The sequence below is a fragment of the Microbulbifer sp. genome (genome assembly GCF_051659245.1).
Classification (GTDB): domain Bacteria; phylum Pseudomonadota; class Gammaproteobacteria; order Pseudomonadales; family Cellvibrionaceae; genus Microbulbifer.
In genome coordinates this window covers 1-19,284 of sequence record NZ_JBOFOC010000142.1, presented here as the reverse complement: position 1 = coordinate 19,284, position 19,284 = coordinate 1, and the positions used below count along the sequence as shown (strand labels likewise).

At 62.5% G+C, this 19,284-nt stretch carries 22 protein-coding genes; 10 read left to right on the top strand and 12 right to left on the bottom strand.

Annotated elements, in window-relative coordinates; genetic code table 11:
* Positions 1-64: 64 nt before the first annotated feature.
* A complete protein-coding gene (gene cyaY / locus ACRC0P_RS14575) occupies positions 65-403 on the bottom strand; it encodes an iron donor protein CyaY (protein ID WP_438632031.1) in 339 nt (112 codons plus the stop codon).
* 85 nt (positions 404-488) lie between these two features.
* On the opposite strand from cyaY, the gene lptM reads away from it, so the two are divergent.
* The 7 genes from lptM to ACRC0P_RS14540 all read left to right on the top strand — a co-directional run bounded on the left by lptM (position 489) and on the right by ACRC0P_RS14540 (position 6,426).
* Positions 489-725, top strand: a complete 237-nt coding sequence (gene lptM, locus ACRC0P_RS14570; protein ID WP_438632030.1) for an LPS translocon maturation chaperone LptM — start codon at positions 489-491, stop codon at positions 723-725.
* Positions 722-1,975 carry a diaminopimelate decarboxylase gene (gene lysA, locus ACRC0P_RS14565; RefSeq protein ID WP_438632029.1) on the top strand — a complete coding sequence of 418 codons (1,254 nt, stop codon included), beginning with the start codon at positions 722-724 and terminating at the stop codon, positions 1,973-1,975. The genes lptM and lysA overlap by 4 nt, the downstream gene beginning before the upstream one ends.
* Before the next feature lie 82 nt (positions 1,976-2,057).
* Complete coding sequence (dapF, locus tag ACRC0P_RS14560) at positions 2,058-2,888, top strand: diaminopimelate epimerase (protein WP_438632028.1); 831 nt, start codon at positions 2,058-2,060, stop codon at positions 2,886-2,888.
* Positions 2,889-3,117: 229 nt separating this feature from the next.
* Entirely contained in the window at positions 3,118-3,855 is a 738-nt protein-coding gene (locus ACRC0P_RS14555) for a DUF484 family protein (RefSeq protein ID WP_438632027.1), read from the top strand.
* Between the two features lie 188 nt (positions 3,856-4,043).
* A complete protein-coding gene (locus ACRC0P_RS14550) occupies positions 4,044-4,733 on the top strand; it encodes a hypothetical protein (protein WP_438632026.1) in 690 nt (229 codons plus the stop codon).
* On the top strand, positions 4,734-5,828 hold the full coding sequence (locus ACRC0P_RS14545) for a sensor histidine kinase (RefSeq protein WP_438632025.1): 1,095 nt from the start codon (positions 4,734-4,736) through the stop codon (positions 5,826-5,828). It abuts the gene before it with no gap.
* Positions 5,818-6,426: a response regulator transcription factor gene (locus ACRC0P_RS14540; protein ID WP_438632024.1), complete on the top strand. Its 609-nt coding sequence runs from the start codon at positions 5,818-5,820 to the stop codon at positions 6,424-6,426. Before ACRC0P_RS14545 ends, ACRC0P_RS14540 begins: the two co-directional genes overlap by 11 nt.
* A 71-nt stretch (positions 6,427-6,497) precedes the next feature.
* Here ACRC0P_RS14540 and ACRC0P_RS14535 read toward each other — a convergent pair whose 3' ends face one another.
* From ACRC0P_RS14535 to ACRC0P_RS14515, 5 genes are all read right to left on the bottom strand, one after another.
* The gene (locus tag ACRC0P_RS14535; RefSeq protein ID WP_438632023.1) at positions 6,498-6,722 is read right to left on the bottom strand and encodes a hypothetical protein; all 225 of its coding nucleotides are present in this window, start codon (positions 6,720-6,722) and stop codon (positions 6,498-6,500) included.
* Positions 6,723-7,032: 310 nt separating this feature from the next.
* A complete protein-coding gene (locus ACRC0P_RS14530) occupies positions 7,033-7,371 on the bottom strand; it encodes a P-II family nitrogen regulator (protein ID WP_183459087.1) in 339 nt (112 codons plus the stop codon).
* Between the two features lie 79 nt (positions 7,372-7,450).
* Positions 7,451-8,710 (bottom strand): ammonium transporter, encoded by a 1,260-nt coding sequence (locus ACRC0P_RS14525; protein WP_438632022.1) that lies wholly within the window; start codon positions 8,708-8,710, stop codon positions 7,451-7,453.
* Between the two features lie 84 nt (positions 8,711-8,794).
* Positions 8,795-9,133, bottom strand: coding sequence for a P-II family nitrogen regulator (locus tag ACRC0P_RS14520; protein ID WP_438632021.1), 339 nt, complete (start codon positions 9,131-9,133; stop codon positions 8,795-8,797).
* A 43-nt stretch (positions 9,134-9,176) separates the two neighbouring features.
* Positions 9,177-9,941, bottom strand: a complete 765-nt coding sequence (locus tag ACRC0P_RS14515) for a TorF family putative porin (RefSeq protein WP_438632020.1) — start codon at positions 9,939-9,941, stop codon at positions 9,177-9,179.
* Positions 9,942-10,383: 442 nt separating this feature from the next.
* Between ACRC0P_RS14515 and ACRC0P_RS14510 the strand changes: the two genes are divergently transcribed.
* The 3 genes from ACRC0P_RS14510 to ACRC0P_RS14500 all read left to right on the top strand — a co-directional run bounded on the left by ACRC0P_RS14510 (position 10,384) and on the right by ACRC0P_RS14500 (position 14,982).
* On the top strand, positions 10,384-10,632 hold the full coding sequence (locus ACRC0P_RS14510; RefSeq protein WP_438632019.1) for an accessory factor UbiK family protein: 249 nt from the start codon (positions 10,384-10,386) through the stop codon (positions 10,630-10,632).
* Positions 10,633-10,661: 29 nt separating this feature from the next.
* The gene (locus tag ACRC0P_RS14505; RefSeq protein WP_438632018.1) at positions 10,662-12,155 is read left to right on the top strand and encodes a YifB family Mg chelatase-like AAA ATPase; all 1,494 of its coding nucleotides are present in this window, start codon (positions 10,662-10,664) and stop codon (positions 12,153-12,155) included.
* A 235-nt stretch (positions 12,156-12,390) separates the two neighbouring features.
* A complete protein-coding gene (locus ACRC0P_RS14500; RefSeq protein WP_438632017.1) occupies positions 12,391-14,982 on the top strand; it encodes an immunoglobulin-like domain-containing protein in 2,592 nt (863 codons plus the stop codon).
* Positions 14,983-15,494: 512 nt separating this feature from the next.
* On the opposite strand, the gene bla is transcribed toward ACRC0P_RS14500, so the two are convergent.
* The 6 genes from bla to ACRC0P_RS14470 are packed head-to-tail and all read right to left on the bottom strand — an operon-like array spanning position 15,495 to position 19,133.
* Positions 15,495-16,370: a subclass B3 metallo-beta-lactamase gene (gene bla, locus ACRC0P_RS14495; RefSeq protein WP_438632016.1), complete on the bottom strand. Its 876-nt coding sequence runs from the start codon at positions 16,368-16,370 to the stop codon at positions 15,495-15,497.
* A 2-nt stretch (positions 16,371-16,372) separates the two neighbouring features.
* Positions 16,373-17,320, bottom strand: a complete 948-nt coding sequence (locus tag ACRC0P_RS14490; RefSeq protein ID WP_438632015.1) for an alpha/beta hydrolase — start codon at positions 17,318-17,320, stop codon at positions 16,373-16,375.
* Positions 17,321-17,351: 31 nt separating this feature from the next.
* Positions 17,352-17,912 (bottom strand): GNAT family N-acetyltransferase, encoded by a 561-nt coding sequence (locus tag ACRC0P_RS14485; protein ID WP_438632014.1) that lies wholly within the window; start codon positions 17,910-17,912, stop codon positions 17,352-17,354.
* Positions 17,913-17,943: 31 nt separating this feature from the next.
* The gene (locus ACRC0P_RS14480; RefSeq protein WP_438632013.1) at positions 17,944-18,429 is read right to left on the bottom strand and encodes a GNAT family N-acetyltransferase; all 486 of its coding nucleotides are present in this window, start codon (positions 18,427-18,429) and stop codon (positions 17,944-17,946) included.
* Between the two features lie 10 nt (positions 18,430-18,439).
* Positions 18,440-18,898 (bottom strand): YaiI/YqxD family protein, encoded by a 459-nt coding sequence (locus tag ACRC0P_RS14475; protein ID WP_438632012.1) that lies wholly within the window; start codon positions 18,896-18,898, stop codon positions 18,440-18,442.
* Between the two features lie 7 nt (positions 18,899-18,905).
* Entirely contained in the window at positions 18,906-19,133 is a 228-nt protein-coding gene (locus tag ACRC0P_RS14470) for a DUF3565 domain-containing protein (protein WP_438632011.1), read from the bottom strand.
* Positions 19,134-19,284: the final 151 nt, after the last annotated feature.

Below are 19,284 nucleotides of genomic sequence, written 5' to 3'. Positions count from 1 at the left end.
GCGATCGGATTCCAGAGGATTCGGAAAGATCGATCGCGGCCATGGGCCGCTCCTACAAAAGGGATTACTGAGCGAGATTGAGGGAAACCGGCTCGCCCATCTGCTCGGAGAGTACCCGGTCCAGCAGCGTCGGCAGATCCTCGCCGGTGGTGGTGCACTTCCAGCCGGGCTCGTCTCCGGAATTGTCGAAGCCGAGATGGTAGCCGCCGGACCTGGCCGCCACCCACAGCTCGCGGTTGGCGGACTGGCGCGAGAGGATCACCTGACTGCCGTTGTCCTCCAGAGTCAGGGTGAGCACCGCGTCGGCACGCTCGTAGTCGATATCCCAGTCGCAGTTGTCCAGCGCATCCTCGATCCCGATCAGGGTGCGCTCTATCGCCGCGTCGTATTCCGCCTGGCTCATAATTTGTTGCTTCTGTCGTACTGTGTTGAGGAGGGGAGGCCGTTATACTAGCAGGCTTTGACGATCTGACCGCAGGATGTAGCGCATGCCCCGAAAAATCCCTCTCCTCCTGTTGCTCCTCGCCGCCTTCGGGCCGTTGGGCGCCTGCGGGCAAAAAGGTCCACTCTATCTGCCCCAGAGCGCCGCGGCGCCCTCTGCCCCCGCTTCCGCGCCCATTGAAAGCAACGGGGAAGAAGGGGAAGGAGAGAGAGGGGAAATAACCCAGCCGCAAACCACCGGCGCCGACGACTATAGCGAAGAGGAGCCCGCGCCGGAAAAATGAGTGAGTTCAATTATCGGGGCGGCAGCCTGTGGGCCGAAGAAGTCCCCCTGGAGCAGATCGCCGAGCGCTTCGGCACTCCCACCTACGTCTACAGCCGCGCGCATTTCGAGCGCCAGTACCGCGCCTATGCGGACGCCCTGGGCGAGCATCCCGGGCTGATCTGTTACGCCGTCAAGGCCAACAGCAATCTGGGCATCCTGTCACTGCTGGCGCAGCTGGGTTCGGGCTTCGATATCGTTTCCAGCGGCGAGCTGGAGCGGGTGCTGCTGGCCGGCGGCGACCCGTCAAAGGTCGTTTTCTCCGGGGTGGGCAAGACCGCCGCGGAAATGCGCCGCGCGCTGGAAGTAGGGGTTCACTGCTTCAATGTGGAATCGGAAGCGGAACTGGAGCGCCTGGATGCGGTGGCCGCGGAGATGGGCACCACCGCGCCGGTGTCCCTGCGGGTCAATCCGGATGTGGATGCCAATACCCACCCCTATATTTCCACCGGCCTCCGGGAAAACAAATTCGGCATCGCCATCGACACGGCGGTGGACACCTACCGCCGCGCGGCACAGTCGCGCCACCTGAAGGTGATCGGTGTGGACTGCCATATCGGCTCGCAGCTCACCGAACTGGCGCCCTTTCTCGACGCCCTCGACCGGCTGCTGCTGCTGGTGGATCAGCTGACCGCAGAGGACATAGCGCTGGAACACCTGGACCTGGGCGGCGGCCTCGGCGTGCGCTACCGCGGCGAGGAACCGCCACCGGTAAGCGACTACCTGGGCGCGGTGAAAGAGCGCCTGGGCGATCGCCAACTGGGGCTGGTGCTGGAGCCGGGCCGCTCCATCTCCGCCAACGGCGGTCTGCTGCTCACCCGGGTGGAATACCTGAAGCGCGCCGAGGAGCACAACTTCGCCATCGTCGACGCGGCCATGAACGACAACCTGCGCCCGGCTCTGTACCAGGCGTGGCAGGACATAGTTCCGGTGGCGCCGGACAGCGGCGAAAGCGAGAGCTGGGATATCGTGGGCCCGGTATGCGAGACCGGCGACTTCCTCGGCAAGCACCGCCAGTTGACGTTGCAACAGGGGCAACTGCTGGCCATGCTGTCCGCCGGCGCCTACGGTTTCAGCATGAGTTCGAACTACAATTCCCGTCCGCGGGCCGCGGAAGTGCTGGTGGACGGCGACAGAACCTACCTGGTGCGCGCGCGGGAGACCCTGGCGGACCTGGTGCGCGGCGAGAGCCCGGTTCCGGAGAAATTCTAAAAGACGGGACTCGGGACTCGAGACTCGGGAAAGATCGTAGGGTGGATAAGCTTCAAGCGCATCCACCGAAAAGAGAGAATAGATGCGCATTAAATTCACCAAGATGCACGGCCTCGGCAACGACTTCGTGATGCTCGACGGCATCAGCCAGCGCATCAAGCTGTCGCCGGAAAAGATCCGCCGCCTGGCGGACCGCCACTTCGGGGTGGGTTGCGACCAGGTACTGGTGGTGGAGCCGCCGCGGACCCCGGACGCGGACTTCCGCTACCGCATCTACAACGCCGACGGCGGCGAGGTGGAGAACTGCGGCAACGGCGCCCGCTGCTTCGCCCGCTTTGTGCGCGAGCGCCGCCTCACCGGCAAACGCCAACTGGTGGTGGAGACCGCGGGCGGCATCCTGCAACTGAACCTGCTCGAGGGCGACCAGGTCAGCGTGGACATGGGCGTACCCGCCCTGGAGCCGAAACAGATCCCCTTTATTGCCGACCGCTATGCCGACACCTACCCGCTGGAGGTGGACGGCGAGGTCTACACCATCGGCGCGGTATCCATGGGCAATCCCCATGCCGTGCTGCTGGTGGATGACGTGGAACAGGCGCCGGTGAATACGCTGGGCCCCAAAATCGAAAGCCACGAGCGCTTCCCCCAGCGGGTCAATACGGGCTTCCTGCAGGTGGATTCCCGCACCGAAACCAGGCTGCGGGTGTTCGAGCGGGGCGTGGGCGAGACCCGCGCCTGCGGCACCGGCGCCTGCGCGGCGGTGGTCTCCGCGCACCAGCGCGGCCTGGTGGACGACACCGTGCGGGTACAGCTGCCCGGGGGCACCCTGACAATCCACTGGAGTGGACCGGAGCAGCCGGTAACCATGACCGGGCCCGCCACCACCGTGTACCACGGGCAGATCATCCTTTAATGCGGGATGGGCACAAATCGGCAGGATTGCCGATTTGGACGGCGCAGGCGCCCGAAGGGCGGGCGCCATGGATGACGCGAGTCAAAGCAAAGCGTGCCCGTCGAGACCGCAGACCATGGCACGAGCGCCCCGGGAATGGCGGGGTGCCGCCCAACGGGGATGCAGAAAACGCATGGAGCGGTTATTCTGCCCGCTTCGCTTCTTTGCCCATCCACAAGCCAAGCCAAAAATGACGGAACACAGCGACGCCACCCGCGCCCCGGAAAACCCCACTGCCGGCGACCAGGAGACCCAGCGCAGCAAGAAGCTGCTCGCCCGCCAGGTGGCCCGCTACCTGATCCAGAACCCGGACTTCTTCGCCGAACACCTGGAGCTGCTGGAGACCATCAAGCTGCCGCGGGAAAACGGCAAGACCGTCTCGCTGATGACCCACCAGACCAACCTGCTTCGCGAGCGCAATATCGAGATGCGCCAGCGCCTGGATCAGCTGCTGCACAACGCCCGCGAGAACGACCAGCTGTTCCTGCACAGCCGCCGCCTGATCCTGGCGCTGCTGGAGGCGGAGACTGTGGCCGAGGCCGGGGAGGCCCTGTACCGCAGCTTCCGCGAAGACTTCGGCGTGGACACCACCACTCTCACCCTGTTCGGCCCCCTGCCCCCGGGGCACCGCTCCCTGGGCGATGTGCGCACCAGCCAGCGCGCCAGCGCGGAAACCGCGGTCGGCTCCATACTGCGCAACGGCCGCACCGTGTGCGGCGTACTGCGCCCGGCGGAAAAGGAATACCTGTTCGGCGGGGACGCGGACAGAGTCGCCTCCGCCGCGGTGATTCCCCTGGCCAACCAACTGGGCATCCTCGCCGTCGGCTCCACCGACCCCCAGCACTACCGCTCCAGCCTGGGCACTCTGTTCCTCTCCTACATCGGCGAAGTGCTCGAGCGCCTGCTGCCGAAACTGCTCGCCGCCTAGCCCCCCGCGCGCCTGCGCGACGATGATCAGACAGGAAACCCCGGCGCGCTCCACAGCCAATCGCTGACAAATGTCACTGCCAATTGCTGACAGTTGGGAATATTTTCAACTTTCGCGACGGCGGATACTGGATTGGCATTTTTCGGGGAGCCACCCCGGGTGCTTAACAACAGGCAAGGAGTCCAACGATGAAAAACTTCAGCGCATTTGTGGTATCCACCGCACTCAGCTGCGCGGCCGCCCAGGCCGCCGCCCCCGATCCCGCGGTGGAGGAGGCATTCAACCGCCTGGACAGCGCGCGCCTGGCCGCGCTGCAACCCGAAATGGAAGACAGCTACAGCCGCGCCTACGCCGGCTACCGGCTGGCGATCGCCCGCCACCTGAACGATGACGGCGACGCGGGCAAGGCCCTGGGTCTGGCGATAGATGCACTGGAAGGCGGCGAATCTGTGCAGAGCGACAGCGATTCGGCGGCGCTGCTGGCGATGGCTTACGGCTACAGGATCGCCCTCAGCCCACTGTCCGCCATGCGCTACGGCCCCAAAAGCCATAAGATGGTCCGGCGCGCCCTGGCGCTGGACGGAGAAAATCCCCTGGCCCGGCTCGCCAACGGCATCTCCCTGTTCAACACCCCCGGCGCCTTCGGCGGCGACAAACAGAAGGCGCTGGAGGCCTTCGAGCGGGCGGCGGCGCTCTACCACGCCGGCCGCGGCGGCGCCACCGCCGACTGGGGGCTTGCGGAGGCGCTGGTGTGGAAGGGCCTGGCGCAACGGGAACTGGGCCGCGAACGGGAGGCCGCGCAGAGCTGGCGCGAGGCCCTGGCTACCCGCCCGGACCACCGCTGGGCCGGCGCACTGCTCGAGGGGAACGGATCGTAGATGCAAGCGCAGATCCCGCCGGGATATCACAAATACGCCCCCTGGGTGTGGCTGATCTTTCTCGGCTTCTACTTCATCCGGCCCCTGACGGGGCCCATGAACACCAGTGAATGGCTGGTGTTCGGCCTCGGGCTGGGGCTGTTCCTGTGGGCCTATTTCCGCCTCTTCCACGCCGAAAAACCAGCGCCCTATATCTGGCTGGTGCTGCTCGTGGCTCTGCTGGAAGCGCCGTTCAATACCGGCGCCAGCTCGCTGTTCATTTACGCCGCCGCCTTTGCCGGCAACCTGCTGCCCGCGCGCCAGGCGACCTGGCACCTGACCGCGATACTCGCGCTGCTGGGCCTGGAGAGCTGGTGGCTGAAGCTGTCTCCCTCCCTGTGGCTGCCGGCGGCGCTGGTGTCCATGGCGGTGGCAGCCATGGGCATGTTGGATCGCGTCCGCGCCGAGGCCACCCGACAGAAACTGCGCGACCGCGACGAGATCGAACGGCTGGCGGCGGTGGCCGAGCGTGAGCGCATCGCCCGGGATATGCACGACGTGATCGGCCACACCCTCTCCAGTGTGGCGCTGAAGTCGGAACTGGCGGGCAAGCTGCTGGCCCGGGCCGGGACCAGCCCCATGTCCCTGGAACAGGCCAGGCTTCAGGTCACTGAAGTGCAGCAACTGGCTCGCACGGCCCTGGCCCAGGCTCGCGAAGCCATCGCCGGCTACCGCAACCGGGAACTGCGTGCCGAGCTGTCGCGCCTGCGGCAATGGCTGGAGGAGCAGAATTTTCAGGTCACAGTGAACGCCGACCTCCACAGGCTTCCCCCGAGGGTGGAATCCGCCGCAACGCTGATACTGCTGGAAGCCTGTACCAATATCGTGCGCCACTCCGGCGGTGACAGGGTCGCCCTCGCCTGCGAGCAGCAGTCGGACTGCCTGCGGCTGGAAGTCTCCGACAACGGTCCGGCGCCGACAGTTACCGAGGGCAACGGCCTCCGCGGCATCCGCGAACGCGCCCAAACCCTGGGCGGACGGCTGCACTACCGCACAGACGGGGGCGTACAACTGGAAGTGTCGCTGCCTCTGGAGGCGTCGTGTGATGTCTATTAGCATCCTGATCGCCGAGGATCAGCATATGGTGCGCGGCGCGCTGAAGGCGCTGCTGGAGCTGGAGGCGGATTTTCGTGTGGTGGGTGATGTCGCCAGCGCCGCCGAGGCGCTGGCACTGCTGGAACATCAGCCGGTGGATGTGCTGGTCACCGATATCGAGATGCCCGGTGCCAGTGGCCTGGCCCTGGCCGAGCGGGTACAGGAGCGCTGGCCCCGCTGCCGGCTGCTGATCGTCACCACCTTCAACCGCCGCGGCTATGTGCGTCGCGCCTTGGACCTGGGCGCGGGCGGTTTCCTGCTCAAGGACGCTCCCAGTGAACAGCTGGCCGACGCCATACGCCGGGTGGCGGCCGGCGGTCGGGTGATCGACCCGGAACTGATGCTGGACGCCCTGGGAGAATGCGATCCGCTCACCGCCAGGGAGCGCCGCGCCCTGCTCCTCGCTGCCGAGGGGCTCAGCACCGCGCGCATTGCCGAGCGCCTGTGCCTGTCGGAAGGTACAGTGCGCAACTATCTCTCCGAAGCCATCGGCAAACTCGGCGCCCACAACCGTATCGACGCCGCGCGCATCGCGCGGCAGAAGGGCTGGCTGTATTGACTGCGAACCGGTCCCAGGTATACCTGTAAGGGGGAACCCATGTTCAACCTACGGGCGCGAGGGGGAAGCACTTAAATGGGCCGGCTGCCGTACTTGGGCTGGGGTTTGCGCGGGGGGTCGGCGGTGACCTCCGGATCGACTTCATGGATGGCGCCACCGGCGGCGAGAAAGTCCTCGATCTCCTTGCTCAGCTGGCTCCTGGCACGCTGGCGGGAAGTGATGCTGCGCTCTTCGGCAAACTCATCGGTATCTTTGCCGCGAGTGTTTTTGCCCTGATCTTCAATACCGTCTTTCATAACTCTGAACCCTGTAACCTACTACTCCTGTTACAGAGGAAGTACCCCTGCCGCCGCGATGGCCGCGGCGAATAATATATAGGCACTTGACCACCCGGGTGCCAGCAAAAGCCGGGGTTTCCCGTAGAGTTTTTTGTCGTGGTTGGAGAGGCCGTTATCGCACTTCGCTATGGAAAATTTTGCGCCACACCAAGGGGTGTGGATCTGTGCTAAGACAGCGGGCGAACGGGGAATTTATTGGAAGGAATCAGAGGGTAGGAATAGTAAAAAAAGCCCCTGGCGGGGCTTTCTCGAAAGGTGGCGGGGGTTGTTACACCGCTTCGCTGCCGGTCTCCCCGGTGCGGATGCGGATCACTTCCTCCAGCGCGGTGATAAAGATCTTGCCGTCGCCGATCTTGCCGGTCTGCGCCGCCTTGGTGATGGCCTCCACGGCGCCGTCCACCATGTCGTCGTCCACGGCCAGCTCCAGCTTCACCTTGGGCAGGAAATCCACCACATACTCGGCGCCGCGATAGAGTTCCGTGTGTCCCTTCTGGCGGCCGAAGCCTTTCACTTCGGTGACCGTCATGCCCTGCACGCCCACCTCGGACAGCGCAGTGCGCACGTCATCCAGCTTGAAGGGCTTTACCACAGCCGTAATCAATTTCATCTTGTACTCTCTCCTGGTATTAGGCCCCTGGTTCGTTCCGCGATGGTGGCCGCGCTGCGGCCACCGCAAATGGATGCAATCACTTGCTCATGAATTCCGGGTAAGCTTCCATTCCGCATTCCACCAAGTCAACACCTTCTTGCTCCTCTTCCTCGCTGACGCGAATGCCGGTGACGGTCTTGAGCAGGAACCACACGGCGAAGGAAGCGGCGAAGACCCAGACGAAAATGGTGGCGGCGCCGATCAGCTGGCCGCTGAATGAGGAGCCGTCATTGGTGATCGGCACCAGCATCAGGCCCAGGAAGCCGGCCACACCGTGCACGGAAATCGCGCCCACCGGATCGTCGATCTTCAGCTTGTCCAGGCTCACGATGGAGAAGACCACCAGCACACCACCCAGGGCGCCGAACAGGGTCGCCTGCAGCGGGGTCGGCGTGGAGGGCTCGGCGGTGATCGCCACCAGGCCGGCGAGAGCGCCGTTCAGCAGCATGGTCAGGTCCGCCTTGCCGAACAGGATACGCGCGGTGATCAGCGCGGCCACGGCACCACCGGCAGCGGCGGTGTTGGTGTTCAGGAACACCATGGCCACGGAGTGCGCGTTGGCGGCGTCGCCCAGCTTGAGTACGGAACCGCCGTTAAAGCCGAACCAGCCCATCCACAGGATGAAGGTACCCAGGGTGGCCAGCGGCAGGTTGGCGCCCGGAATGGCGAAAACCTCGCCGTTGGGGCCGTACTTGCCCTTACGCGCGCCCAGCAGCAGTACACCGGCCAGGGCAGCGGCGGCGCCGGCCATATGCACGATGCCGGAACCGGCGAAGTCGGAGAAGCCCAGGTCACCCAGGTTGTAGAGGCCGAATACATTTGCACTGCCCCAGGTCCAGGAACCCTCCAGCGGGTAGATCAGGCCGGTGAGCACCACCGCGAACACCAGGAAGCTCCACAGCTTCATGCGTTCGGCCACGGCACCGGAAACGATGGACATGGCAGTAGCCACGAACACTACCTGGAAGAAGAAATCGGAAGCGCCGGAGTAGACGGAATCGCCGTCGAAACCGTTTTCCGCCGAGTCGGCCAGTACGCTGTTCAGATCGAAGGCCTCGATCCCGGACAGCAGCCAGCCGCCGTCGTACATGATGTGGTAGCCGCACAGCAGATACATGATGCAGGCAATCGCATACAGCGCCACGTTCTTGGTGAGAATTTCCGTGGTGTTCTTCGAGCGCACCAGGCCGGCTTCCAGCATGGCGAAGCCCGCCGCCATCCACATGACCAGCGCGCCGCACACGAGGAAATAAAACGTATCAATTGCGTACTGCAATTGAAAAATTTGATTTTCCATCTTTCGCTCCGTTCAGTCCCGAGTCTGTTAATTTAAAATCTAGTAATTGTTAGCTGTAATGAATGCCCGGTTTGATGCCGTCACTCAAATGGCTTCCGAACCGGATTCACCGGTGCGGATGCGGATAACCTGCTCCAGTTCGGAGACGAAAATCTTGCCGTCGCCGATCTTGCCGCTGTGCGCACCGGAACCCACAGCTTCCAGAACATCGTCCAGCTGGCTGTCGTCCACTGCGATCTGCAGCATGGTCTTGGGCAGAAAATCCACCACATACTCGGCTCCGCGATAGAGCTCGGTATGCCCCTTCTGCCGGCCGAAACCCTTTACCTCACTCACGGTGATGCCATTGACACCGGCTTCCGCCAGTGCATCGCGCACCGCGTCCAGCTTGAAGGGTTTTATGATTGCGGTGACCAGTTTCATGGTTCTCCCCCCTAAAGTTGGGGCCCGCGCGGGCCCGATTCTCCTACCAAGTGTAGGTTGCAGTGGCCAGTACCGTCGGTTCGCACCAGTCGAGATCCCAGCATTCGCTCTCGCTGACGTCAGTGCCGACTACCGATGCGCTCAAAGCGAGTCCGCCGAATTCCTTGCCGAGGGATACTGAGTAGTCCACGTAAGAGTCCTTCCCTTCAGCCAGGAAGCCACCGTCTTCGTCGAGCATATTCAGACCAACGTGCAGGTCCAGGGACAGGTCCGCCGGCAGGGCGAAGCTGTATTCGGCATACGGATAGTAAAAAGTGCCGGTTTCCGCCCAGTATTCGTTGGAGTAGTTCAGTCCCAGAGTCAGGTCGGAAATGCTGACGCTGCCGTAGATTTCCTGGTAGTCCTCTTTTGCCGGCACATAGCTGTCGCCGTGATAGAAGAATTTGACGTAGCCCACGTCGTAGCTGACGGTATCGCTGATCTCGCCGGCGTAGCCGAAGTAAATATCGTGCTCGAAATCTGTCTGGCCATAGTTCTCGCCAAGATCATCTTCGCCGTAGGCGAAATCCACCTGCGAAATCCAGGTGCCCGCGTAGAAACCATTGCCGAAATCCACGTCGACCCCGCCCTGCACTGCCGGACTGCCATCGGACTGGGAAATGCCCCGGAATCGGTAGTCGGTGGTCACTCCCACATTGCCGCTGAAGCTGACACCGCCCTCTGCGGCACCGGCAGTCGAAGCGGCCATGGCCAGCGCCAGGGCGCTGCTTGCGATTACAACGGTCGCTCTGTTATTGATCTTTCCCACTTTGCGTTCTCCTCGGTGTGTGATTGTCTCGTCAATAATTGTTATCTCGGTCCAATCAGCCCAGGTCTCCGCCACTGCACGGTATCAGTGCCGGCCTTGCTTCCGCCTTGTGAGCTGTTTCGCCCTGCTACTGGGATGGCCCGCTCGGGTTGCTTTGCAACTCCTGCAAGCCTGATACCTGCAGGCTTGATGCCAACTTTGCAATGAGGTTAAAAATCAAGGGGATAGGTGTAATTTGAAGCAGCCGGAGGCGGCGGAATTTTCCTCGCGTAAAAACAGGGTGCACCAAAATGAGACGACCCTGGCGAACATGCACCGAAGTGGTGAGCCATCTACCGGTGGCGAACCAATAGAGCGCACAGCGGTCTCGCTTTTATGCCGGGAGAGGGGTGCGTTACAATTCTGCGCTATAAATTAACGCTTTTTTGGTAGAGGATTGCGCGTGGCTACGGACAAATTGCAACAGTTATTGCAGGAGCTGCAACAACAGGGGGCAGTGATCACCAGCGATCTGCGCGATGCCCTCGCGGTGGCCCTGGGTAAATTGCCGTTGGTGTCCCAACAGGAATTCGACACTCAGGCAAAGATTCTCCAGCGCACCCGGGAAAAACTCGCGCGTTTGGAGGCCCAGGTGGAAATAATGGAGCAGACACTCGCGGAGCAGGAGAAAAATAACCCTCCCGCGGATTAAAATCGGGGAAAAACTTCAGGGATGAAATTTTGAGCCTTTCCGTCACCTATACCCGCGCCCAACTGGGCGTCTCCGCACCACTGGTCACCGTGGAGACCCATCTGGCCAACGGCCTGCCCGCCTTCCATATCGTCGGCCTGCCGGAGGCCGCGGTGCGCGAGAGCCGCGACCGGGTGCGCAGTGCCCTGGTCAACAGCCACTTCGAATTCCCCCAGCGGCGCATCACCGTCAACCTGGCGCCGGCGGACCTGCCCAAGGAGGGCGGCCGCTATGACCTGGCGATTGCCATCGGTATTCTCGCCGCCTCCGGCCAGGTTCCCTGCGACCCGCTGGAAAGCTACGAATTTGTCGGCGAACTGGCGCTCACCGGCAAGCTGCGCCAGATCAATGGCGCCCTCCCCGCCGCCATCGCCTGCGGCGACGCCGGGCGCACCCTGGTGTTGCCGGGGGAATCCGCCGGCGAGGCGGCGCTGTCCGGCAGCGGGGTAAAAGCCGCGGAGACCCTGCTGCAGGTGTGCGCGCAACTGCACGGCCGCGAGCCGCTGCCGGACGCGGAAGCCGCCGCCGGGGAGGGAGAGGCCCAATGCGCGGACCTGGTGGACGTGCGCGGCCAGTTGAAGGCGCGCCGCGCCCTGGAGGTGGCCGCCGCCGGCGGCCACAACCTGCTGTTCTACGGCCCCCCGGGCACCGGCAAGACCATGCTCGCCAGCCGCCTGCCGGGCATACTGCCGCCGCTGCAGCAGCGGGAACTGATCGAAGTGGCCGCCATTTATTCCAGCGCCGGATTGCCCCCCGTGCATCAGCGCCCCTACCGTTCGCCCCATCATAGTGCTTCCGCCATTTCCCTGGTGGGAGGCGGGAGCAGCCCGCGGCCGGGGGAGATATCCCTGGCGCACCGCGGCGTGCTCTTCCTGGACGAGATGCCGGAATTCCCCCGCCACGCCCTGGAGATACTGCGCGAACCGCTGGAAAGCGGCGAGGTACGCATTTCCCGCGCGCGGGCGCAAGTCACCTTCCCCGCGGACTTCCAACTGGTCGGCGCTATGAATCCCTGTCCCTGCGGCTACCTGGGCGAGCCCCGCTGCCGTTGCACCCCGGACCAGATAGACCGCTACCGCAACAAACTCTCCGGCCCGCTGCTGGACCGCATCGATATGCAGGTGGAGGTGGCGAGCATGAGCGCCGCTCAGTTGCAGGACGCGCCCACGGGGGAATCCTCAGCGGAAGTGCGCGAAAGGGTACTGCTGGCAAGGGATCGGCAGTTGCGAAGGCAGGGAGAGATCAACGCGCAGCTGGCCGGCGCGGAACTGGACCGTTTCTGCGCACTCGGCAAAAACGAACAGGCTTTATTACGGCACTCGGTGGAGCAGCTCGGGCTTTCCGCACGCAGTTATCACCGCGTGTTAAAAGTCGCCCGCACCCTGGCCGACCTGGCCGGCGAGGAAAATATCGGCGCGGGCCAGATCGCCGAGGCACTGGCGTATCGCAATCTGGACCGGCGGCAGATGCCGGCAAATGTGTAGGTGCGCCCTGCGCACAGCCGACCGCCGACACAACAAATTCAACCCGCCCACATTTCCGCGTTCGCGCCATTTCAGTGCACCCGCCGTAAATATTTTGCCGAACCTGCGTCGTGAACTGCAGCAGTTCACACTTTGCCAACAACTCTCTTTTGGCACGACTGTAATAACTATATTCTGATAAAACGATGTAAACGATTACAAAACTTCGTCGGCAACAGGACACTAGGGGGGAAGTATGAGTATCGGCAGAGTTCGTTGCCTGGTACCGGTTTTGTCGTTGGCGCTCAGCGCCTGTGGGGGGAGCAGTGACTCCGAACAAAGTTTCAATCTCGAGGCAGCCAACAACCAGCCGCCGTCCATTACCCTCAATGGCGGCACCAGGGAACAGATAACTGTCGGCTCCACCTATACCGACCCGGGCGCGAGCGCCTCGGATGCCGAAGACGGCGACCTCAGCGGCAGCATCCAGATGCAGTCGACCCTGGATACCGGCACCGCGGGTACCTACACCATCACCTATACCGTCACAGATTCCGCCGGTGCCAGCGTTTCGGTGGTACGCACCGTGGAAGCGGTGGCCACCGCAGAGCCGCAAAACTCGGAACCACAAATCCTGCTGAACGGCAGCGCCCAGGTCCAGGTTCCCCAGGGGGGGGCCTATGAGGAAGCCGGAGCCAGCGCCACCGATACCGAAGACGGCGACCTGACCGAGCTTATCGAAATCTCCTCCACCGTCGACATCAACAGCATCGGCAGCTATGAAGTGACCTACTCGGTAACGGATGCGCATGGGGCCTCCGCCACAGTGACCCGAACCGTTGAAGTCGTCCAACAGGTGCGGACTTTCGTGCACCCGGGCCTTCTGCACTCGGAAGCCGACTTCGAGCGGATAAGAAACAAAATCGCGGAAGAGGATGAAACCTGGGTTAATGCCTGGAACACCCTGGCGGGCGACTCCGCCTCGGACCTCAGAAACCCCAATCCCTTGACCGAATTGCGACGCGGGGGCGACGGACAGAATTTCGGCCGCCTGATCAATGAACTCCGCTTCGCCTATGCCTACGCCTTGTACTGGAAGATATCCGGCGATCCGGCCTACGGCGATACAGCCGTGAACTTCCTCAACGCCTGGTCCTCGACCCTGCAGAAAATCTCCGGTAACGCCGACCGCTATCTGGCCTCGGGCCTCTACGGCTACCAGTGGGCCAACGTGGCCGAAATCATGCGCACCTATGACGGCTGGGAAGAGGAGGGCAGAGAGCAAGTCAAGAGTATGCTTCTCGACATTTTCCTGCCGATGAACCAGCGTTTTCTCACGGAGCACAACGACGCCTGTATCTCCAACTACTGGGCCAACTGGGACCTCGCCAACCTGGCCAGTATGATGGCTATCGGCGTTTTTACCGACCGCCCGGATATCTACGAAAACGCGCTCAACTACCTCTATCACGGCCGCGGCAGCGGTGCGCTGGACAACCTAATGTACTTCCGCCACCCCGGCAATATGGGTCAGTACCAGGAGAGTGGGCGCGACCAGGGGCATACGACGCTGGGTGTTGCCCTCTACGGCACCATCGCCAAGATGGCTTGGAACCAGGGCGACGACCTGTTCGCCTACAACAATCATGCGCTGCTGGCGACCTCCGAATATATCGCCCGCTACAACCTGTTCGAGGAGGTGCCCTTTACCTTCTATGGTCCCAACTGCGGAAGCTCCCGCTATGGCCAGAGCGTGGTTTCCGAAAAAGCGCGGGGAAGCATCCGGCCAGCCTGGGAACTTATCTACAACCACTACCAGAACAAGCTCGGCATCGCCGCCCCCTGGACGGAAAGAATGCTGGAGCAAAAGACCCGCTTCGAGAGATACGATAATGGTGGCGACGGCATGGGCTGGGGCTCGCTGACGGAGATTCTCGACCCGATCGATCCCGGCGGCGCGCCGCGGGGATTGTATGCCGAACTGCGCGGCGAGTCGGTGGTGTTGAGCTGGTGGGGAGCGGCCGGCGCCGACAACTACCTGCTGCAGCGTGCGGACAGCGCGGGGGCCACCTATACCACCATCGCCACCGTTGGTGCGAGCGAAGTACTCACCTATACCGATACGGACGTGCTGCGCGAACAAGGCTACCGCTACCGGGTGCTGGCCGTATCTGAAGTGGGGGAAAGCGCTCCGTCGAATGTGATCGAGGTGCACGTCGGCCCGAAATTGCTGGTTCATTACACCTTCGATGAGGTCGGAGCCGAGCAGGTCACCAGTGCCGCCGGTGAAGCCAATACCGCCACACTGCATGGCAACCCCGAATCAACACCCGGGAAAGTCGGCAATGCGATTGCATTCGACGGTGTCGATGACTACGTAAGCCTCCCCGAAGGCATTGCCTCAAAACTGGCGGATTTCAGTATCGCCAGTTGGATTTATCGGGATGAGGATACCAACCTGACACGCCTGTTCGATTTCGGTGACGACGACCAGCGCTACATGTTCTTTGCGCCGCGCGAGGGTGGCCAGAGCTGCTTTAGGATCACCAAGGTCAGTTATCACGGTGACCGATCCATCTGCGCCAACACCGTACCCGCGGGCCAGTGGGTTCATGTGACTCTTACCCTGGAAGACAACACCGGCATCCTCTATATCAACGGTGAGGAAGCGGCCCGCAACGAAGGCATAGACCTGACGCCGATGCAGATTGGAGCCTCCACCAAGCAAAACTGGCTCGGGCGTTCGCAGTACTCGGGCGATCCCCTGCTGGCGGGCAGAATCGACGAATTCCGCATCTACAGCGGTGCGTTGAGTGCGGAAGAGGTCGCCGCACTGGCGGCTGAATGAGATCTGACGTCAACGGCACTAAGTTAAGGAGTTCTGCAGCCAGTTTGTAGGAACCTGTGCTGTGGGAGCCTGCTGTGCAGGCGATTGAGGCGGTGCTATCGGCAGTGTCCGTTTCGCCAGCAGGGCTGGCTCCCACAGGGTGGCTACCCTTAACTTAGTGCAATTCAGGTCTGAGATTACAGGTTTCGTCGGTTGCCAATGACGTAGAGGTACCGCTAAAAATCCGCTTCGTAGGGTGCACCGTGCGCACCGACACTGCCAAAGCCTGCACCAAGGCAGGTTGGTGCGCACGGCGCACCCTACTGGTAAATTCAAGCCCGCCGCGTAACTGCTCACCCCTGTAGGAGCGGGCCATGCCCGCGAACAGGGCCCGATCGCGGGCATGGCCCGCTCCTACAAGTCGGCTCCCTTAAGCCAATGCAGATCTCTTATGAGTGATTAGTTACGATTTAGTTTTGTAGGATGGGCAAAACGTAGCGTGCCCATCCTACAAAATCGTGTCGCCGGTAAATTCAACCCGCCGCTTTTTCGCGCTCCGCCTCCAGTTGCTCCTCGAGTTTCACCTCTGCCGTGTCCGCGTAAGCCCGGCAGCTGATCGGCGTACCCTGTACCGCTTCGGTTTTGTATTCCCAGCCGCTGGCGCCGGGGTGCGGGGTCAGCAGCAGATCGCAGGGCAGCTCGCGCACCTTGGCAAAGGTGGAGCGGTAATCGTCAACGATGTGCGGATAGCGGGGATTGTCCAGCAAACGGTAGCCCGGCGCGCTGAGGCTGTCGACATAGGCGATATCCACCGCCTTGCCGCCGCGACGGTCGCTCCAGGTCCAGGCCATGCTGCCGGGAGTGTGGCCGGGGATAAAATTCACATTCAGGCGCAGGTCGCCGAGGACCACCTCTTCGCCGTCGTGCAGCAGACGACCGACCTGCAAAGGCGGAAACAGCAGGCCGTCGCCAAAATGAATATCGTCGGAACCGCCGCGCGCCAGCAGTTGGGCCGACTCCGCATTGCTCACCACCCGCGCGCCGGTGGCGCGCTGGATCGCCGCCAACGGACCCACGTGATCGGCGTGCGCGTGGCTGTGCAGGATCAGTTTCAGGTCCTCGGGCTCCACTCCCAGCGCGCGTATATTGGCGAGCAGATGGTCGGCGGCCTGGGGCATGCCGCCGTCGATCAAAATGGCCCCCTCGCTTCCCTTCAACAGAATCGCGCTCAGCCCGGCTGTGCCAATCTGCCAGGTGTGCTCGGCAATGCGTAGCGGCTCCACCGGCTGGCGCCATTCGGCGGGCACTTCGTAGGCCTGTAGTTGTGGCAGCGGAGCGAAGTTCTCTGCCTGGGCACTACAAGCCAACGTCGAAATAATCGCGGCTGCGATCCCGGTTTTCACTTCCATTCTTATACTCCCGTGTTGGTTTCAGGGCAGTTTGTTTCACCGCCGCTCAGTGCGGAGTCGATCCACTCCGATATTTTTGCAAAGACCTCTTTGCGGTGATTGTTTCCATCGCTATCCGTCATAAAGTGATCGTAATCGGGAAACTCCCAATAGGTCAGCTCGCAGCGATTGGCAATCTTGTAGGCGTCCCGCGCGGCACGCGCCGATTGCACCGAATCTCTCTCTCCGTTCACCAGAAGTACCGGGACTTCAGTTTTCAGCAAGTGGTTTACCAGCACGTCATCCACAATATCGGCCCACCAGCGGTAGGAGTTGCCGCCCCATACCTCGCTGCTCTCGGGATTTTCGCGCGCCTCGGCGAATTTTGCTTCCGCCTCTCTGGCTGCGGGGGGTGGTATCACCCGTGGGAGGGATTCGGCCAGGGACTCGCCCAGACCGGAGGAGAAGACCACCGCCGCGTCCGGCTGCAGCCTGGGCGCCAGTCGCGCGACAACGGCGCCGCCCTCGGAGCCACCGAATAGCACCAGCTGGCCATTCCACCAGTCTGCTTCTTTCAGTTCACCGACCACCTGAACCACGTCGTCGGCGCGCTGACTCACCGTGTGGCGGGCAAAGTATTCCTCCGGACAGTCGCTCATCGGGCTTTCCGGTTTGTCGGTGTGAGTTACGCCGTATTTTTCCACCAGCAGGATTGAGAAGTCCGGGGCGATGGATCTACCCTGGGCGACGGTTGGATTCTGGATTGCCGGCAGGCAGCCGGAACCCTGGGCGATCAGCAGCAGTCCTCGCGGTTCGCTGCCCGATGGATGTTCAATGGACCAGTAAATTGTGGAGCCATCCGGGCGTTTACTGATTTTTCTGGCCGCCTCCGCAGCGGCCGGGGTTGCCGCCAGCCCCAGCAGCAATGCTACGGCCGTGCACAGCACCCTGATGTTTTTCCAATGGTTCACCCGACACCTCCCTTTGTGAATGGATTAAACCTCAGGCGGTTCCCCTCCACTGTTTTGCCCTCAGCCGGTAGAGGCAGTGGCGCCGCAGCGGGCTGCCGGCCGGGACTCGCGGATGCTCGAATACTTGCGAATCTTCACACATACCCAAGCGCTGCATTACCCGCTGCGAGCGAATATTCTGCAACGCGGTGAATGAGACCACTTCCCGCAGCCGCAGTTCTTCGAATGCAACGCAAAGCGCCGCATTCGCCGCCTCACTGGCGTAGCCGCGCCCCCAGTAGGAGGGCGCCAGGCGCCAGCCGATTTCCACACAGGGAGAGAACGGCAACTCGGGAGGCGCGTGTTGCAGGCCGACGAAGCCGATAAATTTTCCGTCCTCCCGGCGCTCGACCGCCCAGAAACCCCAGCCGTGTTCGGCGATATGCGCGCTCAGGCGATCCACCGCCGCATCGCTTGCGGCCCGATCCAGGATTGCGGGAAAGTATTCCATTACCTGCGGGTTCGCGTTCAAATCGGCGAAGGGCGTGCGGTCCTCGTCGCGCCACTGGCGCAACTGCAGGCGCTCGGTTTGTGGTTCAATCAATTTATTCATACTGCCCGACGTAGGGTGCGCCGCGCGCACCCTACGCTATAAATTTTTCCGAGGGCGCAATCATATAGTTGCAGCCTGAGAGCCAGCCGTGCGGCTCGGGATATTCTGCCTTTCGGAAGCCGAGTTTTTCATACAGCCTTTGCGCCGGAATATTGTCCTTCAGTACAAACAGCGAACACTCCCTCGCGTCCAGCTGACCACAGCCCTGTTGTACCAGCTTCGTTACCAACGCTTTTCCCAGACCGGCGCCGCGGTGTTGCGGAGAGACGATCAGCCTGCCCAGGTGGCAGCGGCCCAGGCGGTCGTAGTACTGGCCGAAGCCGAGCAGCTCGCGCTCCGCATTTACCAACGCATGGCTGGGCAGATCCCGCCAGCGGCAGTCCTCGAAAAAGGTCTGCTCGGTAAACGGGTAGCGAAACTGCGGCCCGCCCCACTGCAGGCACTGGCGGTGGTCCGGCAGCCAGGTCATCAGGATTTTCAGTTGGCTGTCCGTCGCGGGTTCGAGTCGAAGATTCACCGATAATTCCTCAGGGTTTCCTGCGGGCCGCCGCCAGCCATTTATCGAGTTGATCGGCAAACGCCTTGCGGTCGCTCTGGCTGAGTGCCGAGGGTCCACCGGTGTGCACGCCGCTGGCGCGCATGGTGTCCATAAAGTCGCGCATATTCAGCAGCGCGCGGATATTGGCCTTTGAGTAGCGTTCGCCGCGGGGGTTCAGCGCATCGCCGCCCTTGTCGATCACCTCCGCCGCCAGCGGGATATCGCTGGTGATCACCAGGTCGCCGGCCTCGCAGCGTTTCACGATTTCGTTGTCGGCCACGTCGAAGCCCGAGCTCACCTGTAGCGATTTGACAAAGCGCGACGGCGGTACGCGCACCGGTTGATTGGCCACCAGCGTCATTTCCGTCTGTGTGCGCTCAGCGGCGCGGAACAGGATTTCCTTGATCACCACCGGGCAGGCGTCGGCATCGACCCAGATTTTCGCCATCAGTTTTCTACCTCTCGATGCGGTTCTCTTCATTGCGATCCGGCGGCGCGCCCTCATCGCATTTCTTGCAATTCAATAAATAGCCGAGCATGGCGTTGCGCCCGGTCTCGCTGGTGACCCAGGGCCGGTTGGTCCAGGGCGGGTTGTGGCGCACGTGCTGGTCGTGCCCGCAGGCCAGCTCCGCCACCCAGTGTTTTTCCTCGTCGCGGTGGTAGCCGGTGATGGGTTGTTGCATGGGGGTTGGCCCGGCCGGTTACTTTGGAGCAGTTATAGCCAATTGGGGCGGGGATGTATATGTGGAGCTGGTTCCGACGCGCAGGAACGCCCCTTTTGTAGGAGATGTAATAAAGCGGCGGGCCAAGATCTAGCTCAGTAGAAGCGGCCCA